This window comes from Dyadobacter sp. (assembly GCF_017744695.1).
In the GTDB taxonomy this organism is placed as follows: Bacteria; Bacteroidota; Bacteroidia; order Cytophagales; family Spirosomataceae; genus Dyadobacter.
In genome coordinates, this window is the sequence record NZ_JAGIAS010000004.1 from 73,574 (window position 1) to 92,410 (window position 18,837).

Here is an 18,837-nt window from a genome sequence, read left to right on the forward strand (position 1 = left end):
ACAAAAGCCAAATCGGCCCTGACACGTATTCTGAGCATTTCGTAGCAGCGTCGTAAACAACTGATCCATAAAACAATGCAAGCCATTCGTAACATCGCAATTATTGCGCACGTTGACCACGGTAAAACGACTTTGGTCGACAAAATCATCCACGCGTCAAAGCTGTTTCGCGACAATCAGGAGTTCGACGACCTGATCCTCGACAACAACGATCTGGAACGTGAGCGTGGGATTACAATTGTTTCCAAAAACGTATCGGTGCGTTACAAAGATGTGAAAATCAATGTAATTGATACACCAGGTCACGCAGACTTCGGTGGTGAGGTGGAACGCGTACTTAAAATGGCGGATGGCGTTTTGTTGCTGGTCGATGCATTCGAAGGTCCGATGCCACAAACCCGTTTCGTATTGGGCAAAGCCATCGGTCTTGGCCTGAAACCGATCGTGGTTGTCAACAAAGTAGATAAAGAAAACTGCCGCCCGGAAGAAGTTCAGGAGAATGTATTCGACCTGATGTTCAACCTGGGTGCGACCGAAGATCAGCTCGATTTCGTGACGGTTTACGGTTCGTCAAAACAAGGCTGGATGGGTCCGGATTGGCAGAAACCAACCGAAGATATTACTTTCCTTCTCGACACCATTATCGAGCAGATCCCTGCTCCGGTAATCGAAGAAGGAAATACTCAAATGCAGATCACTTCCCTCGACTACAATGCATTCGTGGGCCGTATCGCCATCGGCCGCGTAAAAAGAGGAACGATCAAGGAAGGATCGACCGTTACGCTTTGCAAAGCCGGCGGCGTGATGAAGAAAGTAAAAATCAAAGAAGTTCAGCTGTTCGAAGGTTTGGGTAAATCCAAAGTAAGCGAAGTAAGCGCTGGTGATATTTGCGCCGTAACAGGTATCGAAGATTTCGAAATCGGTGATACTATCGCTGATGCTGAAAATCCTGAGGCACTGCCACGTATTGCGGTGGATGAGCCTACGATGAACATGCTCTTCACGATCAACAACTCGCCGTTCTTTGGTAAAGAAGGTAAATTCGTTACCTCACGCCACATCCGCGACCGGTTGTTGAAAGAAACGGAGAAAAACCTCGCATTGCGCGTGGAACCAACTGATACCGAGGACAAATTCCTGGTTTACGGCCGTGGTATCCTCCACTTGTCGGTATTGATCGAAACCATGCGTCGCGAAGGTTACGAATTGCAGGTAGGTCAGCCGCAGGTATTGTACAAAGAAGACGAAAACGGCCAGCGCCTCGAACCAATCGAGACATTGGTAGTAGACGTGCCGGAAGAAACTGCCGGAAAGGTGATCGAATTGGCTACGCAGCGTAAAGGCGAGCTGTTGATCATGGAACCTAAAGGCGATTTGCAACACCTTGAGTTCGAAATCCCTTCACGTGGATTGATCGGTTTACGTTCGAACGTTCTCACCGCAACACAAGGTGAAGCTGTTATGACGCACCGTTTCAAAAGCTTCGAGCCATTCCGCGGGCCAATCCCGGGCCGTCAGAACGGATCGATTATTTCGAAAAACACAGGTCCTGCAACCGGCTATACTTTGGACAAACTGCAAGATCGCGGACGTTTCTTCGTGGATCCGGGCGATGAAATCTACGGTGGACAAGTAGTAGGTGAGCACAACCGTCCTAACGACATCGTGGTGAACCTGCAAGAAGCGAAAAAGCTGACCAACATGCGTGCTTCCGGCTCGGACGACGGTCTGCGTATCGCTCCGAAAATCAATTTCTCTCTGGAAGAATCGATGGAATACATCCAGAAAGACGAATATCTTGAAGTTACCCCGCAGAACATGCGTATGCGGAAAATATACCTGGACGAGAACGAGCGCAAGCGCTACGCGTCCAAACTGGAAATGGCTTAATTCAAAGCCCGATATTCCAAACCCGAAAAGGAGGCAAAATTTTGCCTCCTTTTTTATTTTTCCTGCATTTCAATATTTCCCCCGATCCAGCCAGAAAATTTGGGATTCCAGCCAAAACCTGTGGTATAATTTTAATGTTTGTCACTCTTCTGGAACATTCTATGTCCGCTATTTTTTATTACTATTTCAAGAAAAATTAGTTTTTTGCTTTTATAACAACAAATAGCGTAGTTTGTATCGTCAGCTCAGCCAATTTGAGTTAACTATTTTAATATCAACACCTTAAAGATCAAATGATGTCTTACATAGAACCGGCTCCGATTAAGGATAAAGACAATCCGTTGGAGTCAATGATGCAGCGATTTGACAAAGCCGTAGACCTCCTCGGGATATCCGAAGAAATGTACTATATCCTCAAAGTACCGCGTAAGCAGGTAACAGTCGGGCTCCCGGTTACCATGGATTCCGGCGAAATCCGGACTTTCGAAGGTTATCGCGTGATCCACTCCACCATCCTCGGCCCGAGCAAAGGCGGCATTCGTTTCGATCCCGACGTAAACCTCGACGAAGTGCGTGCATTAGCCGCATGGATGACATGGAAATGCGCCGTGGTCGACATTCCCTATGGTGGAGCGAAAGGTGGTGTTGCATGTAACCCGCGCGAAATGTCTGCCGGTGAGATCGAGCGCCTCATGCGCGCGTACACGACGGCCCTACTCGACGTTTTCGGCCCTGACCAGGACATTCCAGCACCGGATATGGGTACCGGCCCTCGCGAGATGGCCTGGCTCATGGATGAGTATTCCAAATCGAAAGGCATGACGATCCCCGCCGTGGTAACAGGCAAGCCACTGGTGCTCGGCGGCTCATTGGGACGCACCGAGGCGACGGGCCGCGGTGTAATGGTATCTGCATTGGCGGGTATGGAAAAACTGCGCATCAATCCGTACCGGGCAACCGCCGCGGTACAAGGTTTCGGAAATGTAGGCTCGCACGCGGCCCTGCTCCTGCGCGAGCGCGGCACGGCCATCCACGCGATCAGCGACATTTCGGGGGCATATTATAATGATAAGGGAATCGACGTGGCTGACGCTATCGCATACCGCGATGCCAACAAAGGCTCGCTGGAAGGCTATGCCAAAGCCGAGCAGATTTCCGGCGACGACCTTTTCAGCCTACCGGTAGACGTGCTGGTGCCCGCCGCCAAAGAAGACGTGATTACCCGCAAAAATGTATCCAGCATTCAGGCACGCATGATTGTGGAAGGCGCCAATGGCCCAACCTCTGCCAAAGCCGACGACATTATCAATGAAAAAGGCATTATGGTGGTGCCCGACATCCTCGCGAACGCGGGTGGTGTTACCGTTTCCTATTTCGAATGGGTCCAAAACCGGATCGGCTACAAATGGACATTGGAACGGATTAACCGCCGCACCGACCGCATTATGAAAGAGGCATTCGACAAAGTGTATGAAACTTCGTTGAAATACAAGGTATCGCTTCGTATTGCGGCGTACATTGTGGCGATTGACAAAGTCGCGAGTACTTATAAGTACCGTGGGGGATTTTAGGTCAGGTGTGGTATGGTCATTCGTGGTCAGGTGTAGTCATTTGTAGTCAGGAATAGTCAGTTCTTGTTTGAGGTTGAAACAAGAACTGACTATCCCTGACAATACCTTACAATACCTGACAACACCTGACCACCCTGACCACACCTGACCACACCTGGCAAAACAAGTAGCAGCCAGACCAGAAGTTACACCCCTGAAAATGCCGTCAGGCATGCAACAACCGAGCATTGTTGTTGCATGCCTGACGGCATTTTGACGTAATCCGGGCCGACTGTATTTTCTACCAATGTTATATGCCTGACGGCATTTACCGCCGATCAAAAGCTGCGCATACAACTACGAACCACTATTCTTGACGATACCTGACCACAAATGACAACTCTTGACGACACCAGCGACACATCACACCGTAATCGGTTAACAATTTCTTAACAAGCCACTTCCGAGGCGAAACCGAATCTAAACCGGTTTCAAAGTGTTAACTTTAAGGCTAAATTTTCAACAGATTCGCTTCACGCGGGAAACAAGCTCCCGCGCGAAGCAAGCTTTAAAGTACCATGTCGTTAAGTCCTCGCTTCATTGCCGTTATTCTGGCATTCCTGATATCCCTCATTACCACCACATTTCTTGCATTTGTGGATGGGGTTTCAAAAGGGATGCTGTTCGTTTCGGCCATCTCCTCCTTCATTTCCTCATTTTTCCTGGTACTTTACGCGGTCGATATCCTGGTTTTCCGAGAGGTGAACAAAATGTACCGGACCATTCACAAGCTGAAAATGCGGGATTTCAATATGGCCCCGCGCAAGAAGCTGATCCGGGAATCCAATCCGCTTAAAACAATCAACGACGAGATCTTTGTTTATGTCACCAAAAAACAAAAGGAGATCGATGAGCTGAAAAAGCTGGAATTGTTCCGCCGGGAGTTTCTGGCTGACGTTTCGCACGAGTTCAAAACCCCGATTTTCGCCGCACAAGGATTTATCCATACATTACTCGACGGTGCGATGGATGATGAAAACGTACGCGAACGCTTTTTACGCAAAGCCGCCAATAACCTCGACAGCCTCGACGTGCTCGTCAAGGACCTTCTTGTGTTGTCACAAATGGAAACCGGGGATATTAAAATGAATATCGTCCCGACCGACCTGCGCAAACTCACCCTCAGCATTTTCAGCCGCCTCGAACACATTGCTAAAAACCGCAATGTGACTTTGAAAGTGAAACCGGACGACATGCCCGAAGTGTGGATCAAGGCCGATGCGGACCGGATGGAGCAGGTAATGCTCAACCTCATCGAGAACGCGATCAAATACGGCAATGAGAATGGTAAGGTGATCGTCCATTTCAGCGAGAGTAAAAAGTATATCGAAGTGGAGGTAAAAGACAACGGCCCGGGCATCCCGCACGAGCATTTGAACCGTATTTTCGAGCGTTTTTACCGGATTGACAAGAGCCGGAGCAAAGAAATCGGCGGCACCGGTTTGGGACTTGCCATTGTTAAGCATATATTGAACGCCCACGACACGAAGATCGCCGTGATGTCGAAGCCGGATAAGGGGACCACATTCTCTTTTAAACTCGAAAAGGCATATCACCAGCAGTTACCGGAAGCCAAAACGGACGAAGTCGTCAATCAGTTGAATCCATAATCAATTTCTAACACCATAAACCATTATCCATGTTTATCCACAATGTATTCTTCTGGTTGAAGGAGAAGGACAACGAAGAAGCAAGACAAGCCCTGCTAGCCGGTATCAAATCACTCGAAGCAATCGAATCCATCGAATCGGCATATATCGGCCCACCTGCTGCTACCCGCAGGCCCGTTATCGACGCTACCTATGACTTCGCTGAAATCCTGATTTTCGAGGATGAGGCTGCGCATGATGTATATCAGGTCCACCCTCTGCACAAAAAATTCGTGGAAGAATGCGCACATCTTTGGGAGAAGGTGCTGATTTACGATGTTGAAGCGTAAAGCCTAATATTTGTTAACAAGTTATCCACACGCAAAATGTGTATAACTTGTTAACAACTTTCAATAGTGCAGATTATCAATCAGTTAAGCTATATTTAAGCATTACCCACATTGTGGATAACTTTTTCCACCTCCGGTAATTTCTTTTCCTTCGGCACTATCCTACTATCCAATTCGTTCTAGCATCAGTACAAAACGAACTAGAACCGTGAAAAAGAACAGTGTCTTGCTGTCGGTCATGATCACCCTGATCGCAGCCATTTCGATTTCTTCCTGCACCTATCGTTCCTACGAGCCGGGTTATGACTATGGTTACCGGCATGGTTACAGGCACTATCATGCTCCCCCGCCGCCGCCAGTAGTAGTGGTGAGACCGGCACCGCCGCGGGTCATTTATGCCGACCGCCACAGGTACCGTCGGCACGACGACCGCGCTTACCGCAAACAATACCGCCACAACGACCATTACGGAAACAATGGCCGCCATCGCGGACACAGACGATAATTGAATACCTTTAGATAAAAAAGGCCCGATACTGTGCATTTAGCCACTTTTATCTGGCCTTTTCTTTTTATTTTGCAGTTTATGGATATACTTGATGTACTGAAAACCAATGCCGGATTACATCCCGACAAACTTGCCTACGGCTATATTGGCAAAGAGGGTGAAATAACCGAGCAGCTTCATTATAATGAACTTCATCAGCGTGTACTGGCCGCATCTCATCTGCTGAGCGCCAAGTTTCCCGTCAACGCCAGGGTGATCCTCTTGCTCCCCGCGGAAGCTGCTTTCGTCTGTTCGTTCCTGGGTGCTTTGCATGCGGGAATTGTTGCGGTTCCTACACCCATCAGCTATTCCGAACCCGGAATAAACCGCATTCTGAGCATTATGCGTGACTGTACGGCTTCCGGGATCATTACCAATACGAAAACCTATAAAATGCTGTTTCAGCGGAAAAACGACGCTTCTTCCACATTACAGGAATACGACGCAGAGTGGGTTTTCACCGACGACCTGATGACGGCACCAGCCGCACCCGGTGCCATCCGCCGGCATAAAGAATCGACTGAAACAGCCTATTTACAATATACCTCCGGCTCAACCAGCCAGCCCAAGGGTGTGATGATCAGCCACGCCAACCTGACGGCTAACCTCCGCGCCATCAATAATTGCTTCGGACGCACGGCGGACGATACGTCGGTTACCTGGTTACCGCATTACCATGACATGGGGCTCGTGGACGGACTTCTCTCCCCGCTCTTTACCGGCGGTACCGGCTTTGTAATCTCCCCACTGCTGTTTATTACCAAACCTGCATTGCTGCTGCAAACGATCAGCACATACCAGGCCGGATTTTGCGGCGGGCCAGGCTTCGGACTTGACCATTGCCTCGCACGCATTCCCCAGGAACAGCTGGATGCACTGGATCTGAGCTCCCTACGCGTCCTCTATGTGGGTGCAGAACCAATCCGGATCTCGACCCTCGAAAGATTCGCTGCTGCGACACAGGCTGCCGGTTTTAAGAAAAACAGTCTCGTTCCGTCCTACGGTCTCGCCGAAGCTACGCTGGCCGTCAGTCTGCATTTGAACGGCACACCCACTACCTATCGCAAATTGAGCGATTCCAAGGAAGTAGTGGCATGTGGTCCTCCTGTGGAATTTACCCGGGTATCGATCGTTGGCCCTGCCAGCAACCTAAGTTTACCAGAGGGGGAAGAAGGAGAGATATGGGTAAAAAACGATGGCATAGCAGCAGGTTATTGGGAAAAACCCGATGCAACCAAAGCTACTTTCCAGGCTTACACCAGCGACGGTGAAGGCCCTTATTTGCGGACTGGGGATTTAGGCTTTATGGAGAATGGCCTTCTTTTTATCACCGGGCGTACTAAAGAACTGATCATCATTCGCGGCGTCAACTATTATCCGCAGGACATTGAAGAGGTCGTAAGCGAAAGCCATCCCGATATCCAGCCTAATGCCGCTGCGGCATTCTCGGTCGAGACAGACCAGGGTGAAGCACTGATGATCGTAAGCGAAGTGCGGAGGGTTGCGCAAACACCGGATGACGAGAAGATCATCAAAAACAAAATGGCACAGAGCGTCGGATTGGCATTTGGGCTTATTCCGCATGAAATCGTGCTGATCCAACCGGGCAAACTACCCAAAACATCGAGCGGCAAGATCCAGCGCCTGAAGGCCCGCGAGCTATTCGCCAAAAAGAGTTTTGTAGATTAATATCGGTTACTTAAAAAGCCGCCTAATTTTTTTAAAAACCTGCGAAAGTACTATTTTCACGTAACATTCATTGCTTGTTACAAACTTTAACTAAATGAGTAAAACATTTACCGAAATTTCCGGCTGGATAGTTGAGCGTATCGCTCACCATGCGGAAATAGACCCTTCCGAAGTCGATCTCGACGCTGAAATCATCGATTACCGATTGGATTCCCTTCTTATGGTCGATATCACAACCGAGTTGCAGGAATGGCTCGGGGTCGAGCTAAGCCCTTCCATTTTCTGGGAAATGGGCACTATCAATGCAACCACTCAATGGATTGTAGAAAACCAGGAGGCTTAAAGGGATGCTGGCCTTTTCCATCCTGGCATACCTGCTGGCAAACCTGGGAATAGGCCTCTGGGCCTCCAAAAGAATCACTACTACCCAAGACTTCGTGTTGGCAGGGCGCCAGCTACCACTGATCCTCGCGGCTTCGGCAACTTTCGCCACGTGGTTCGGGTCGGAAACCATTATGGGTGCCCCAACCGAGTTTGTCGAACACGGCGTGTTGGGTATTATCGAGGACCCGTTTGGCGCTTCGCTGTGCCTTTTCCTGGTGGGCCTGTTCTTTGCCCGGCGGTTTTACAAAATGAATATTATCACATTTTGTGACTTTTTCAGGATCCGCTACGGCGGCCATGCCGAACTGCTCTCTGCCATTCTCATTATTCCGTCCTATTTCAGCTGGATAGCCGCGCAGTTGCTGGCTATGGGCATTGTACTGAAAGTCGTGCTGGGCTGGTCGCTGCTGGTGTGTATTCTGGCAAGTTCTTTCGTCGTGATCCTGTATACGATCTGGGGTGGGATGTGGTCGATATCGATCACTGATTTTATCCAGACGATCATGATCATCGTAGGCCTGCTCATAGTGGCGGCGGTATTATATAAGGAAGTAGGAGGTTTTCAGCCGCTGCTGGACGCTGCCCCAACCGGCTTTTTTCGCTTCTTCCCTGAAAATACACTCAAAGGCCACCTCGAGTATTTTGCAGCCTGGATCACCATCGGTCTCGGCTCGATCCCGCAGCAGGATGTTTTTCAAAGGGTCATGTCCGCCAAATCGGCCAAAGTGTCGGTACAATCGACGCTGCTTTCATCGTTCATGTACCTCACCATTGCCCTACTACCTCTCTTCATAGGACTTTGCGGGCACCATCTGTACCCCGGCGAAGAACAGCACGGCCAGATGATCATCCCCAATATGGTCCTGAAACACATGAACCTGCCGCTTCAAATCCTGTTTTTCGGCGCGCTGGTTTCGGCGATTCTCAGCACGACGAGTAGTGCTATTATGGCTCCCGCCGTTGTTTTGGGGGAAAATATTTTCAAATACTTCAACCCGGATCTCGACGACAAGCACCTGCTGAAAATCATTCGCATGGGCATTATCGGCATCACGGCCGTCTGCATTTTCATGGCTGCGACCCGGGAAAGCATTTTCGAGCTCGTGGCAGAGTCGTCCGCGTTCAGCCTCGTTTCATTGTTTGTCCCACTGGCTGCGGGGCTCTACTGGAAATCCAGCAATACCCTGGGCTGCATGCTATCCATGGTCGTCGGACTGGCGGTATGGCTGTTTTGCGTTTTCATTGAAACCGAATATCCCGCCCTCGTTTACGGACTACTCGCAAGCTTTGGGGGTATGTTAGTCGGGTGGATTTGGGGAAAAAGTAGTCGGGCGCCGGGCATATCCTGAGGTAATCAGGCCGTCTCGGCCTCGGCTTTACGGTCCCAACCTGCAAGCGCATTTAAATGCACCGCATCCCTGTCGGCCTGCATGATCATTTCCAGTTCTTCCATGTGTTGCCGCGCCGCATGAATGTATTCCTCGTCGTTCCGGATGCTCGACAAATGCTTCAAAGTCCGTTCGTCGTGGACAAAGAACGTCTTCGCCATGCGCGTCGCCTCATGCGCGCGATGCCCGAGCAATTTCAATGCATCCACACCCAACCGGAGGCTCGTATCGAACGTCTCCCGGTAAATATGCATCATACCCGCGTTCATGAGATCGTACGCATCATTGCGGTTGGTTGAGCGCACGAGCATATGTAGGTGCGGGAAATGTTTTTTCACTGTTTCAATCAATTCCAGCCTCTTTTCCTCGTCACTGATCGCGATAATGATCATCTGGGCGCGCCCGGCACCGGCAATATCCAGCAATTCATAGCGGGTAGCATCGCCGTAATACACTTTGAGGCCCATTCGGCGGAGGAAATCAACATTGTCACTATCATTATCGAGGACCGTCGCCTCCACGCCGTTCGCACGCAAAAAGCGCCCCACGATATTTCCGAAATGGCCATAACCTGCGATAATCACCGGGTTATCTTCTTCCTCCACATCACTTGGCCGCTGCGCCGTTTGAAGTCCGGCACTTACGAGGCAGAATCGCGTCAGGATAAACTTCTCATTGACCATCATCGCCAGCGGCGTCATTGCCATGCTGATCGCGACCACGGCCGTCATCGTGTCCGAGACTTCTTTTCCCAAAACACCTTCCTGGACCGAGAAGCTAAGCAATACAAATGCAAATTCGCCGATCTGGCTCAAACCGATGCTGAATATGAAGTTCTGCGCGTTCCGCACTTCGAAGATTTTGCCTAAAACAAAGAGAATAGCCATTTTCAACAGCATTAGACCTGCTACTAATCCGATGATGAGCAGCGGCTTGGATACTACCAATGAAAAATCAATGGAGGATCCTACTGAAATGAAGAACAGCCCCAGTAACAAGCCCTTGAAAGGATCGATAGAACTTTCCAGCTCATGACGGTATTCGCTGTTGGCCAGTACCACGCCAGCAAGGAATGCCCCCAATGCGGGGCTAAGGCCCACGGAAGTCATGAGTACGGCAATACCCACCACAAGCAGCAATGCAGTGGCTGTGAACATTTCACGCAACGCGGTACGCGCCATCATGCGAAAAACCGGTCGCAGCAGGTATTTCCCCGTCAGCACAATCGCCGAAACCGAAAGCAATACCACGACGGCCTGCTGCCAGGCGGGCAATGCGCTTACGAGCGAATCCCCGCCGCCATGCCCGTCAGTCGCTCCTGCATGATCCGCGAGGAGGGGGAACAATGCGAGCATTGGAATAATCGCCAAATCCTGGAACAGGAGTACGGCGAACGAGCTCTGCCCGGCAACGGTTTTCAGCCAACCCTTTTCATTCAGTGTTTGCATTACAATCGCGGTGGACGACATCGCAATAATCATCCCCAGCGCGAGCGCCTCCTTCCAGCTTACACCGAATAGCATTGCGGCGCCGGCCACAAGGACGGTCGTCACGCCGACCTGCAATCCGCCCAGCCCGGCGATACTCTTGCGCATGCGCCACAGGCGCGAAGGTTCGAGTTCAAGGCCGATGACAAATAGCATCATCACCACACCGAATTCGGCAAAATGCATAATATCCTGACCTTCCATCCCTATGAACTTCAGGCCGGCCGGGCCGATGATCACCCCGGCAACCAGGTAACCCAACACCGATCCCAACCCCAGCCGTTTGGCAATCGGGACCATTACCACCGCAGACGCGAGGTATATCATTGCCTGAAAAAAGAAGGATTGTTGCATATCGGGGGTATTTAGTGTGGAAAAAGTTCGTTCAGATACTCGACTCCGGCTAACTCTGCAGGGTCGATGCGGTCGTTCACCAGCGCGTCCAGCAGCTCGGCATACTGTTCACCGTAGGCTTTCAATGTGTAATCTTCGATCGTATAAGTTTCGTGTACGACGAAGGGCGGCAAATAGCCCATCCGGCATAAATAGGCCGTTTGGTTGAATGGCAACAGGTACTGACCGACGGGGAAGCGGTTATACCCCGACGGGGTGTAGGCATCACGCCCGCCCCCGCACGACACCGCATTGAAGATCTTCTTGCCTTTCAGCGCATGCCCTTTCGGACCGTAGGCCCAATTATATTCCAGCACCAGGTCCTGCCACTGTTTCAGGATCGGAGGGCTGCTGTACCAGTAGAATGGATGCTGAAATATGATGATATCATGTTTTGCCAACAATTGCTGTTCCCTTTTGATATCTATAAAAAGATCCGGATAATGCTCATACAGATCATTGAAAGTCACTCCCTTTACCTTTCGGGCATACTTTTCCAACGTTTTTTGCACATTGGACTTGCTATGAGTAGGGTGGGCAAACTGGATCAGAACCTTGGACATAATATGGAATTGATGCGAAAAACTTATGGTACCAAAATTACGGAACCTGTTGTTTTCCGCGCTTCGAGATCGGCCTGCGCCTGATATGCTTTCGATAATGGATACCGTGTAATAGCCAGCCCTCCGAAAATTCCGCTGCTGAATGCCTCAAAAGTATCGGCGGCATATTCTTCCAGCACTTCGCGGTCGGTAATGTAAGCGCTGAGCGTCGGGGTTGCCATGACAATGGATTTTTCACGCAACAATGCGTGATCGATATGCTCGGGCTGGCCCGACGACGATCCGTACAGCACGATTTTGCCGTCTTTCCGGATCACATCCAGCGAATAGCTGAATGTATCTTTTCCCACTCCGTCGAACACGACGTCCACACCACGGCCCTCCGTGATTTCCAGTACCGAGTGTACAAATTCCCGGCATTCTGCCAGAAAAACATGGTCGGCGCCATTCGCCAGCACTACTTCTTTCTTCTCCTCCGAACCCGTCGTACCGATTACCGTCGCCCCAAGTGCCTTGGCCCATTTGGTCACCAGGGTACCGACACCGCCGGCCGCCGCATGCACCAGTACCACGTCACCCGGCTTAACGGGACTCACAATTTTCACGAGCATCCTGGCGGTAAACCCCTTCACGAGCATGGCGGCCGCTTCTTCCGATGTGATGTCGTCCGGAATATGGATCAACTGCTGCGTCGATACGACGCGGCTTTCCGCATAGGCGCCGGGAATGAAGTGATAACCCACGCGATCGCCGACGTTGAATTCCGTCACCCACGGCCCGACCGCCTCGATGACGCCGGCGGCTTCTACACCCGGCGTGTAAGGAAAGGATTTGACGGGAAATTTGCCGTCACGGTAATAAGTGTCTACAAAATTCAGACCGATGGCTTCCTGGCGCAGTCTTACCTGTCCCGGGCCCGGCTCTGTGATCGTCTCTCGTTCGTAACCCAGCACCGAAGGCGCTCCTTGCTTGTAGATTTTTACTATACCCGATTTATTTGCTATTTCTGTAACTAACCCTGACATGTCCGTAAGCATTGTCATTATGGAATGCTTGTTCCATCATTGGACAAATTATTTTTTGATAGATTTTATTAAAAATTCAGCTTGCTGCTGTACCAGCTCCCCATCACCATACACCAGGTAAACCTGCCAGAAGCCCGTAAAATTCGACACGACGAAGTTGGCTAGCATTGCGGGGTCTCTCTTACTGCTGATCTCCTCTGCTTTCTGTGCCTTTTTCAAAAGGTCTTTCAGCAGGGCCGTCAGGTTGGCGGTGTTTTGTTTCAATATGGCATGTACTTCTTCGTCCACGGAACCCAGCTCGAAAGTCGATTTCACACCCATGCAGGTCCGTTCCTCCTCCACCGTCCGGCTCGCCGCTTTTTTGATGATCTTTTCGATCGCTTTCATGGGCGACTTCGTCTCCTCCGCCACCTTCCGGTACTCTTCAAACATGCCTTCGGTATAACTCCTCAGGCATTGCAGAAACAAGCTGTGCTTGTCGCCGTACGTGTCGTAGATACTCCCGCGGTTCAGCCCCATCGTATCAACAAGGTCTTGCATGGAGGTGGCGTTGTAGCCTTTTTGCCAGAAAAGACATTTCGCCTTTTCCAGCCTCTCTTCCGGTTCGAATGCTTTGTTGCGTGCCATGACTATCAGACAATTATTTCAGAACGAACGTTCCAGAATTGACCTATATTCTGATTGTTCACTCAAAAACAAGCCTCAGATGATGAACTTGGCGACGCCTCCGTCCACCTTCAGGGCAGCGCCGTTCGTCGCCGATGAGAGCGGGCTCGCTACGTAAACCACCAGGTTGGCGATTTCCTCCACCGATGCAAACCGTTGCAATAACGAGGTCGGGCGTGCATTTTTGAAAAAATCCTTTTCAGCCTGTTCCGCAGACGTGTTGTTGGCTTCCCCCAGCTGTTTGACAAAATCGGCAACACCTTCCGACTTCGTCGGCCCCGGCATGACGGTGTTCACAGTAACGTTCGTGCCCTTGGTCAATTCAGCCAAACCGCGGCTTACGGCGAGCTGCGCGGTTTTGGTAGTACCGTAGTGAATCATTTCCTCGGGAATATTCACGCCCGACTCACTGGAAATGAAGATAATCCTGCCCCAGTTTTTGGCGATCATTTTCGGAAAGAAGTGCCTGGCCAGGCGCACTCCGCTCATCACATTCACCTCAAAAAAACGAAACCATTCATCATCCGAAATCTCGGTAAATGGTTTAGGTTCGAAAATTCCGGCATTGTTGATAAGTATATCGATATCCGGCAACTGTTGCAGCAATGCATTCACTTCTTCCACCTTTGAGAAATCCGCCGCAAAACCACTCACATTTGCGCCGGGCGACGACTCGCTGGGCGACGATTCGCCGAGCGACGAATCTTTCAATTTTTGAACCGCTTCTGCGACCTTACTTTCCGAGCGGCTATTGATGATCACGTGGGCGCCTTCCTTCAATAAACCCTGCGCGATAGCAAAGCCGATGCCTTGTGTAGAACCGCTGATGAATGCAGTTTTCCCGTTGAGTTTCAAATCCATAAAACTTTGATAATAAGAGCGTAGATGAAAGTTTGACCAGACAGGGCGGGCAACGATTGCAATAATCCCCGGAATCCATAATTTTATAACACATCACCTGACAAAATCATCGCATGAGAAACATTTATCTTTTGTTACTATTGCTGCTTTCCCTGGCCACACATGCGCAAGGCCCCCGCGTTCTGATCGTCACGGCGCACCCGGATGATGAAACCATGTTTCCAGTGACTGTTTTCAAAATTACCCGTGAATTGAAAGGCTCCGCCGATCTCGTATTGATCACCGATGCGTCGGGCGGATACAATGGCCTCGTCGCATCGAGTTACTATGGCCTGAACCTCGTTGATTCAGCCACGGGCAGGAAACATTTGCCCTTAATCCGTAAAAAAGAGTTGATGGCTTCCGGCGAGGTAATGGGAATCGGCAATTTCTTCTTCCTCGACCAACTCGACGATTACTACAACCGCGACGAAAAGCCCTATTTGCAAGGCAAAAACTGGGATATTGCGTACGTAGAGAAAAAGCTGGACAACATCCTGGCCAACGGCAACTATGACTTCATACTCTGCCTCATTCCGCACGAGGGGCAGCATGCACATCATAAAACCGCTTCCATCAGCGCGATACGGGCCGTACAACGTTTTAAAGGCCCTAAAAAACCAATTGTGCTGGGTGGGCAATCTCAAAATAAGGGCTATACCTTCCAATTCACCGGACTTGCCGGCTATCCGGAAACCAATGTTCTCAAAACTGCACCCGTATTCGAATTCGACCGCTCTTACAGCTTCGGAGAGGACAAAAAACACAGCTATATGATTGTTGCCGACTGGGTTAAAGCCGCACACAAATCGCAAAGCGGTGATATGAATCAGGCCATGCACCGGGGCGACCTCGAAACATTCTGGTATTTCGCGGTCAATGGTGAAAACGGCATTGCCCAAACGAAAGCATTGTTTGATGCATTGAATTCTTCGGGGTATTCCAAAAAGTGATCAGACTGGCTGGAAGGTCATGAAGAGCGAGCTTCCGAAGGGCGCTTTGCCCAGAATGGCGGATTCGGCTTTGGTGATGGTTTTTAAAATGGAGTTTACCGCATCACCGGGATATTCGACATCCGAATCGAGGTGATCGACGTCGATCTTTTTCTTGCGAATCTGGTAATTCTGCCATTGCCGTACGAGCAGAATAGGCAGTGAAAGCGCAAATGGCCAATAGGTGGTGTAGTAGATGCGCAGCCCGGCCGCCTTGCCGAATGCTTGAAATTGCTCCAATTTGAAGCGTCGCGAGCTCCCTACCGCGAGGTCGTGCGTGCCCGAGAAGGCTTCGAATGCATGGATATTGATAATGATCAGCCCGTTGCGGTTCAAGCGATTTTTGAATGCGGTCAGTGCACGAACGATTTCTTCGTCGGTCAGAAAGTAGAGCGCGTCATTGCAGGTAATGATATCGAAAGTTTCACCCGGCTCAAATGCATCCACATTCCGGAGGTCGCCGAAAACGACATTTAAGCCGCGTTCCTTCGAGAAATCGATAGCGTGCTGCGAATAATCGAAGCCCCGCAGGTTGGAATAACCATTTTCCTTTAAAAACGACAACAACCCGCCCGTTCCACAAGCCGCGTCGAGGATTTTGAGATCGGGGTCCATGGCCCGGAAATGCTTGCGAATCTGGCCCAAAACCTTGCCATGGAGAATCTGGTACCACCACAGCTTGCGCTCGGTTTCATACATGCGCTGGTATTCGAGCCGGTTGTCGATCATACGTGTTCGGAGCTGTTGTATTTGATCACATACTGCGGCTGACCGCTCTGCGCCATAAAACTTTTGCCGATATATTCCCCCAAAACACTCAGCAACATGCATTGAATGCCCCCGATGAAAATGATGGTGGCTGTTACGACTTGCCAACCTTTCGGGTCGGGACCGATGATCCACTGTATGGTCAGGAAGAGCAAAAGCAAAAAGCCTAAACTGAACAGCCCTACGCCAATCGGTACAAAAAGGCGGATTGGCAGCGACGAGTAACAGAAAAGGATATTGAGAAAAAGCGATATCAACTTGTGAAATGTGTAGTTGGAGGCGCCTTCTTCACGCTTCTGGTGCGCTACCTGTACAGTCCCGATATTCCGCGTAATCCGGAATATCAACCCGTCGATGTAAGGATAGGGCCCGTGATATTTGATAATTTCCTGTACTACCTCCTGTCGGATCAGTTTAAAGCTCGACAAATACAGATCCTTGGGTTTATTCAGAAGATAGCTGGTAATCCAGTTGACAAACCTGCTGCCCATATTGCGGCCGAAGGAATGCTGTTTTTTGGCATAATAGGTATAAACGACGTCGTAATCCCCCGATTCCGCGGTTTCTACCAGTTTCAATATCTCCTCCGGCGGGTTCTGAAAATCATCGTCGATCATCACGCAATAATTACCGTAAGCCCAGTTGAGGCCGCACATGACCGCATTGAACTCCCCATAATTCCGGCGCAGCGATATGAACCGCACATTGGCATACTTATCCGACAACTCCCGGCAAACCTGGTCCGAACGGTCGCGGCTACCGTCGTTGACCATTACGATCTCGAACGATATTTCTGATAAAGTGGCTTGTAGCTTTTCGATCAGCGGCCGGATGGTTTTTTCGCTGTTATAAACCGGGATGATGACCGATAGCTTCATTGACGATCGAATTGGTTGACGGTTTGTATAATATAAGCCACCTCATCGTCCGTCAGAACCGGGTTAAGCGGCAAGCTGATCACCTGCTGGTGGATCTGCTCTGTCAAAGGCAAATGTAAATCTTTAAATTCTTTGTAGGCCAATTGTTTATGAATGGGCTGTGGATAATGGACGTTCGTCTGCACACCGCGCGCATCCAGGAAAGCGATAAACTCCGCGCGACGAGGATGCCGTACGACAAAGAGGTGCCACGCGTCTTCCGAAATCCGGTCGGCAGGCGGCAGCACCAGGTCCTGACATTTCAATTCCTGCAAATAGCGGCTGGCGATCTCTCTCCTGCGGGTATTTTCAGGATCGAGGCAGGGCAACTTGACGCTGAGAACAGCGGCCTGCATTTCGTCCAGACGGCTGTTTACCCCCTGGTATTCGTTCTGGTAACGTATCACCGAGCCGTAGTTGCGCAAGTAGCGTATCTTTTCGGCCAATGCAGCGTCGTTGGTGGTGATGGCACCCGCGTCACCCAGTGCACCCAGGTTTTTGGTAGGGTAAAAACTGAATGCCGTCGCGTCCGCCCATGCCCCTACCTTCCTGCCTGCGTGCTTAGCGCCGTGCGCCTGCGCTGCGTCAGTGATCACTTTAAGGTCGTGTTTCCGCGCGAGGTCAAGGATTTGTGCAATTTCACAGCTTCTTCCATACAGGTCGACAGTGATAATGGCTTTCGTCCGCGGCGTAATGTTCTGTTCGATCCGTGCGGGGTCTATCAGCATCGTATGCGGGTCGGGTTCCACGAAAACGGGCGTCAGGTGCAAGTAGCTCACGGGCAGCACCGATGCGATGTACGTATTGGCTGGAACGATGATCTCACTATCCTTTGGCAGGTCCATCGCCAGCAATATGAGCGTGATCGCATCAAGCCCATTAGCCGTTCCTACACAATGCTCCGCTTCGCAATAGGCAGCGAAAGCCTTTTCAAATGCCTTCAATTCATTACCCAAAATGTACCAGCCCGAGCGGATCACCCGGAGAGAAGCATCTTCGATCGCTTGCAGATAAGGGGCATTTACCTGATTTAAATCCAGAAATGGGATCATTGAGATACTGTCTGGATTAGCTGATTCAGGGGATAAGGATCGTCGATATAGTCGGCTTTGTCATAATATTCGTTGGACAACACCAACAGGATCGCATCGTCCGAGAAAGAATCCATGATATGCCAGTCTTTCGGCTCGAGAATCAGGCAAGATACGGGATTATCGAGAATGAAGATCTCCTCCTTCTCACCATCGTTAGAGTATATACGACAACTTCCGTGAATACAAACCAGGGCATTCCACGTTTTGTGATGCCTGTGGCCACCTCGCTGCGTCTCACCCGCGCCATAAATGTAAAACACGCGTTTAATTGTACCGGGGATGATTTTTTCAAAGACTGTGAGGTTGCCCGATCCGGTGTTAAATGTATCCAGCTGTACTAAAAGCGGCATATGGAAATTTCTAGATTGTTAGGGTGTGGTTAAACTCTTTCAAATACGCGATCTTCTTCAAAAGTAACCGATTAGTAAATGTCAGACATTTTTTCCTTTAAAATACAAAAATACCTTTCACATAAAAAAATCGATTATCCTGAGGCAAGGCTTAATGATCATTTAATGCATACCAATACAGAGCACTGCCACTTTCGCGTTGACCAATGTTACAAGGTATTGGTTGGGAAAGGAC

General features: G+C 50.1%; 18 protein-coding genes. 9 read left to right on the plus strand and 9 right to left on the minus strand.

The annotated features are described in order from the left end of the window. Positions 1-75: 75 nt before the first annotated feature. From typA to J7619_RS16400, 8 genes are all read left to right on the plus strand, one after another. Positions 76-1,890, plus strand: coding sequence for a translational GTPase TypA (typA, locus tag J7619_RS16365; RefSeq protein ID WP_223400626.1), 1,815 nt, complete (start codon positions 76-78; stop codon positions 1,888-1,890). Between the two features lie 296 nt (positions 1,891-2,186). Continuing rightward, positions 2,187-3,461 carry a Glu/Leu/Phe/Val dehydrogenase gene (locus tag J7619_RS16370; protein WP_291201609.1) on the plus strand — a complete coding sequence of 425 codons (1,275 nt, stop codon included), beginning with the start codon at positions 2,187-2,189 and terminating at the stop codon, positions 3,459-3,461. A gap of 557 nt (positions 3,462-4,018) precedes the next feature. Then, a complete protein-coding gene (locus tag J7619_RS16375; protein ID WP_291200576.1) occupies positions 4,019-5,110 on the plus strand; it encodes a cell wall metabolism sensor histidine kinase WalK in 1,092 nt (363 codons plus the stop codon). A 29-nt stretch (positions 5,111-5,139) separates the two neighbouring features. Then, positions 5,140-5,439 (plus strand): Dabb family protein, encoded by a 300-nt coding sequence (locus J7619_RS16380; protein WP_291200579.1) that lies wholly within the window; start codon positions 5,140-5,142, stop codon positions 5,437-5,439. A gap of 208 nt (positions 5,440-5,647) precedes the next feature. Continuing rightward, complete coding sequence (locus J7619_RS16385) at positions 5,648-5,944, plus strand: hypothetical protein (RefSeq protein ID WP_291200582.1); 297 nt, start codon at positions 5,648-5,650, stop codon at positions 5,942-5,944. An 81-nt stretch (positions 5,945-6,025) separates the two neighbouring features. Next, positions 6,026-7,675, plus strand: coding sequence for a fatty acyl-AMP ligase (locus J7619_RS16390; RefSeq protein ID WP_291200585.1), 1,650 nt, complete (start codon positions 6,026-6,028; stop codon positions 7,673-7,675). Positions 7,676-7,769: 94 nt separating this feature from the next. Beyond that, positions 7,770-8,018, plus strand: a complete 249-nt coding sequence (locus J7619_RS16395) for an acyl carrier protein (RefSeq protein ID WP_291200588.1) — start codon at positions 7,770-7,772, stop codon at positions 8,016-8,018. A gap of 4 nt (positions 8,019-8,022) precedes the next feature. Then, positions 8,023-9,408: a sodium:solute symporter family protein gene (locus J7619_RS16400; protein WP_291200591.1), complete on the plus strand. Its 1,386-nt coding sequence runs from the start codon at positions 8,023-8,025 to the stop codon at positions 9,406-9,408. Between the two features lie 5 nt (positions 9,409-9,413). On the opposite strand, the gene J7619_RS16405 is transcribed toward J7619_RS16400, so the two are convergent. From J7619_RS16405 to J7619_RS16425, 5 genes are all read right to left on the minus strand, one after another. Next, positions 9,414-11,288 carry a monovalent cation:proton antiporter-2 (CPA2) family protein gene (locus J7619_RS16405; RefSeq protein WP_291200594.1) on the minus strand — a complete coding sequence of 625 codons (1,875 nt, stop codon included), beginning with the start codon at positions 11,286-11,288 and terminating at the stop codon, positions 9,414-9,416. A gap of 11 nt (positions 11,289-11,299) precedes the next feature. Beyond that, complete coding sequence (locus tag J7619_RS16410; RefSeq protein WP_291200597.1) at positions 11,300-11,890, minus strand: NAD(P)H-dependent oxidoreductase; 591 nt, start codon at positions 11,888-11,890, stop codon at positions 11,300-11,302. 23 nt (positions 11,891-11,913) lie between these two features. Then, complete coding sequence (locus tag J7619_RS16415) at positions 11,914-12,915, minus strand: quinone oxidoreductase (RefSeq protein WP_291200600.1); 1,002 nt, start codon at positions 12,913-12,915, stop codon at positions 11,914-11,916. Between the two features lie 48 nt (positions 12,916-12,963). Next, on the minus strand, positions 12,964-13,542 hold the full coding sequence (locus J7619_RS16420) for a TetR/AcrR family transcriptional regulator (RefSeq protein ID WP_291200603.1): 579 nt from the start codon (positions 13,540-13,542) through the stop codon (positions 12,964-12,966). A 75-nt stretch (positions 13,543-13,617) separates the two neighbouring features. After that, the gene (locus tag J7619_RS16425) at positions 13,618-14,442 is read right to left on the minus strand and encodes an SDR family NAD(P)-dependent oxidoreductase (RefSeq protein ID WP_291200607.1); all 825 of its coding nucleotides are present in this window, start codon (positions 14,440-14,442) and stop codon (positions 13,618-13,620) included. Between the two features lie 113 nt (positions 14,443-14,555). On the opposite strand from J7619_RS16425, the gene J7619_RS16430 reads away from it, so the two are divergent. Then, entirely contained in the window at positions 14,556-15,434 is an 879-nt protein-coding gene (locus tag J7619_RS16430) for a PIG-L family deacetylase (protein ID WP_291200610.1), read from the plus strand. Here J7619_RS16430 and J7619_RS16435 read toward each other — a convergent pair whose 3' ends face one another. The 4 genes from J7619_RS16435 to J7619_RS16450 are packed head-to-tail and all read right to left on the minus strand — an operon-like array spanning position 15,435 to position 18,602. Further along, the gene (locus J7619_RS16435; protein ID WP_291200613.1) at positions 15,435-16,202 is read right to left on the minus strand and encodes a bifunctional 2-polyprenyl-6-hydroxyphenol methylase/3-demethylubiquinol 3-O-methyltransferase UbiG; all 768 of its coding nucleotides are present in this window, start codon (positions 16,200-16,202) and stop codon (positions 15,435-15,437) included. Then, the gene (locus tag J7619_RS16440; RefSeq protein WP_291200616.1) at positions 16,199-17,119 is read right to left on the minus strand and encodes a glycosyltransferase family 2 protein; all 921 of its coding nucleotides are present in this window, start codon (positions 17,117-17,119) and stop codon (positions 16,199-16,201) included. The genes J7619_RS16435 and J7619_RS16440 overlap by 4 nt, the downstream gene beginning before the upstream one ends. Then, positions 17,116-18,210, minus strand: coding sequence for a DegT/DnrJ/EryC1/StrS aminotransferase family protein (locus tag J7619_RS16445; protein WP_291200619.1), 1,095 nt, complete (start codon positions 18,208-18,210; stop codon positions 17,116-17,118). The genes J7619_RS16440 and J7619_RS16445 overlap by 4 nt, the downstream gene beginning before the upstream one ends. Then, entirely contained in the window at positions 18,207-18,602 is a 396-nt protein-coding gene (locus tag J7619_RS16450; RefSeq protein WP_106595540.1) for an FdtA/QdtA family cupin domain-containing protein, read from the minus strand. The genes J7619_RS16445 and J7619_RS16450 overlap by 4 nt, the downstream gene beginning before the upstream one ends. Positions 18,603-18,837: the final 235 nt, after the last annotated feature.

Bases quoted from the DNA above. Each gene is read 5' to 3' on its own strand.
- typA (WP_223400626.1), top strand. From the start codon at position 76: ATGCAAGCCATTCGTAACATCGCAATTATTGCGCACGTTGACCACGGT.
- J7619_RS16370 (WP_291201609.1), top strand. From the start codon at position 2,187: ATGTCTTACATAGAACCGGCTCCGATTAAGGATAAAGACAATCCGTTG.
- J7619_RS16375 (WP_291200576.1), top strand. From the start codon at position 4,019: ATGTCGTTAAGTCCTCGCTTCATTGCCGTTATTCTGGCATTCCTGATA.
- J7619_RS16380 (WP_291200579.1), top strand. From the start codon at position 5,140: ATGTTTATCCACAATGTATTCTTCTGGTTGAAGGAGAAGGACAACGAA.
- J7619_RS16390 (WP_291200585.1), top strand. From the start codon at position 6,026: ATGGATATACTTGATGTACTGAAAACCAATGCCGGATTACATCCCGAC.
- J7619_RS16395 (WP_291200588.1), top strand. From the start codon at position 7,770: ATGAGTAAAACATTTACCGAAATTTCCGGCTGGATAGTTGAGCGTATC.
- J7619_RS16400 (WP_291200591.1), top strand. From the start codon at position 8,023: ATGCTGGCCTTTTCCATCCTGGCATACCTGCTGGCAAACCTGGGAATA.
- J7619_RS16405 (WP_291200594.1), bottom strand. From the start codon at position 11,288: ATGCAACAATCCTTCTTTTTTCAGGCAATGATATACCTCGCGTCTGCG.
- J7619_RS16410 (WP_291200597.1), bottom strand. From the start codon at position 11,890: ATGTCCAAGGTTCTGATCCAGTTTGCCCACCCTACTCATAGCAAGTCC.
- J7619_RS16415 (WP_291200600.1), bottom strand. From the start codon at position 12,915: ATGTCAGGGTTAGTTACAGAAATAGCAAATAAATCGGGTATAGTAAAA.
- J7619_RS16420 (WP_291200603.1), bottom strand. From the start codon at position 13,542: ATGGCACGCAACAAAGCATTCGAACCGGAAGAGAGGCTGGAAAAGGCG.
- J7619_RS16425 (WP_291200607.1), bottom strand. From the start codon at position 14,442: ATGGATTTGAAACTCAACGGGAAAACTGCATTCATCAGCGGTTCTACA.
- J7619_RS16430 (WP_291200610.1), top strand. From the start codon at position 14,556: ATGAGAAACATTTATCTTTTGTTACTATTGCTGCTTTCCCTGGCCACA.
- J7619_RS16435 (WP_291200613.1), bottom strand. From the start codon at position 16,202: ATGATCGACAACCGGCTCGAATACCAGCGCATGTATGAAACCGAGCGC.
- J7619_RS16440 (WP_291200616.1), bottom strand. From the start codon at position 17,119: ATGAAGCTATCGGTCATCATCCCGGTTTATAACAGCGAAAAAACCATC.
- J7619_RS16445 (WP_291200619.1), bottom strand. From the start codon at position 18,210: ATGATCCCATTTCTGGATTTAAATCAGGTAAATGCCCCTTATCTGCAA.
- J7619_RS16450 (WP_106595540.1), bottom strand. From the start codon at position 18,602: ATGCCGCTTTTAGTACAGCTGGATACATTTAACACCGGATCGGGCAAC.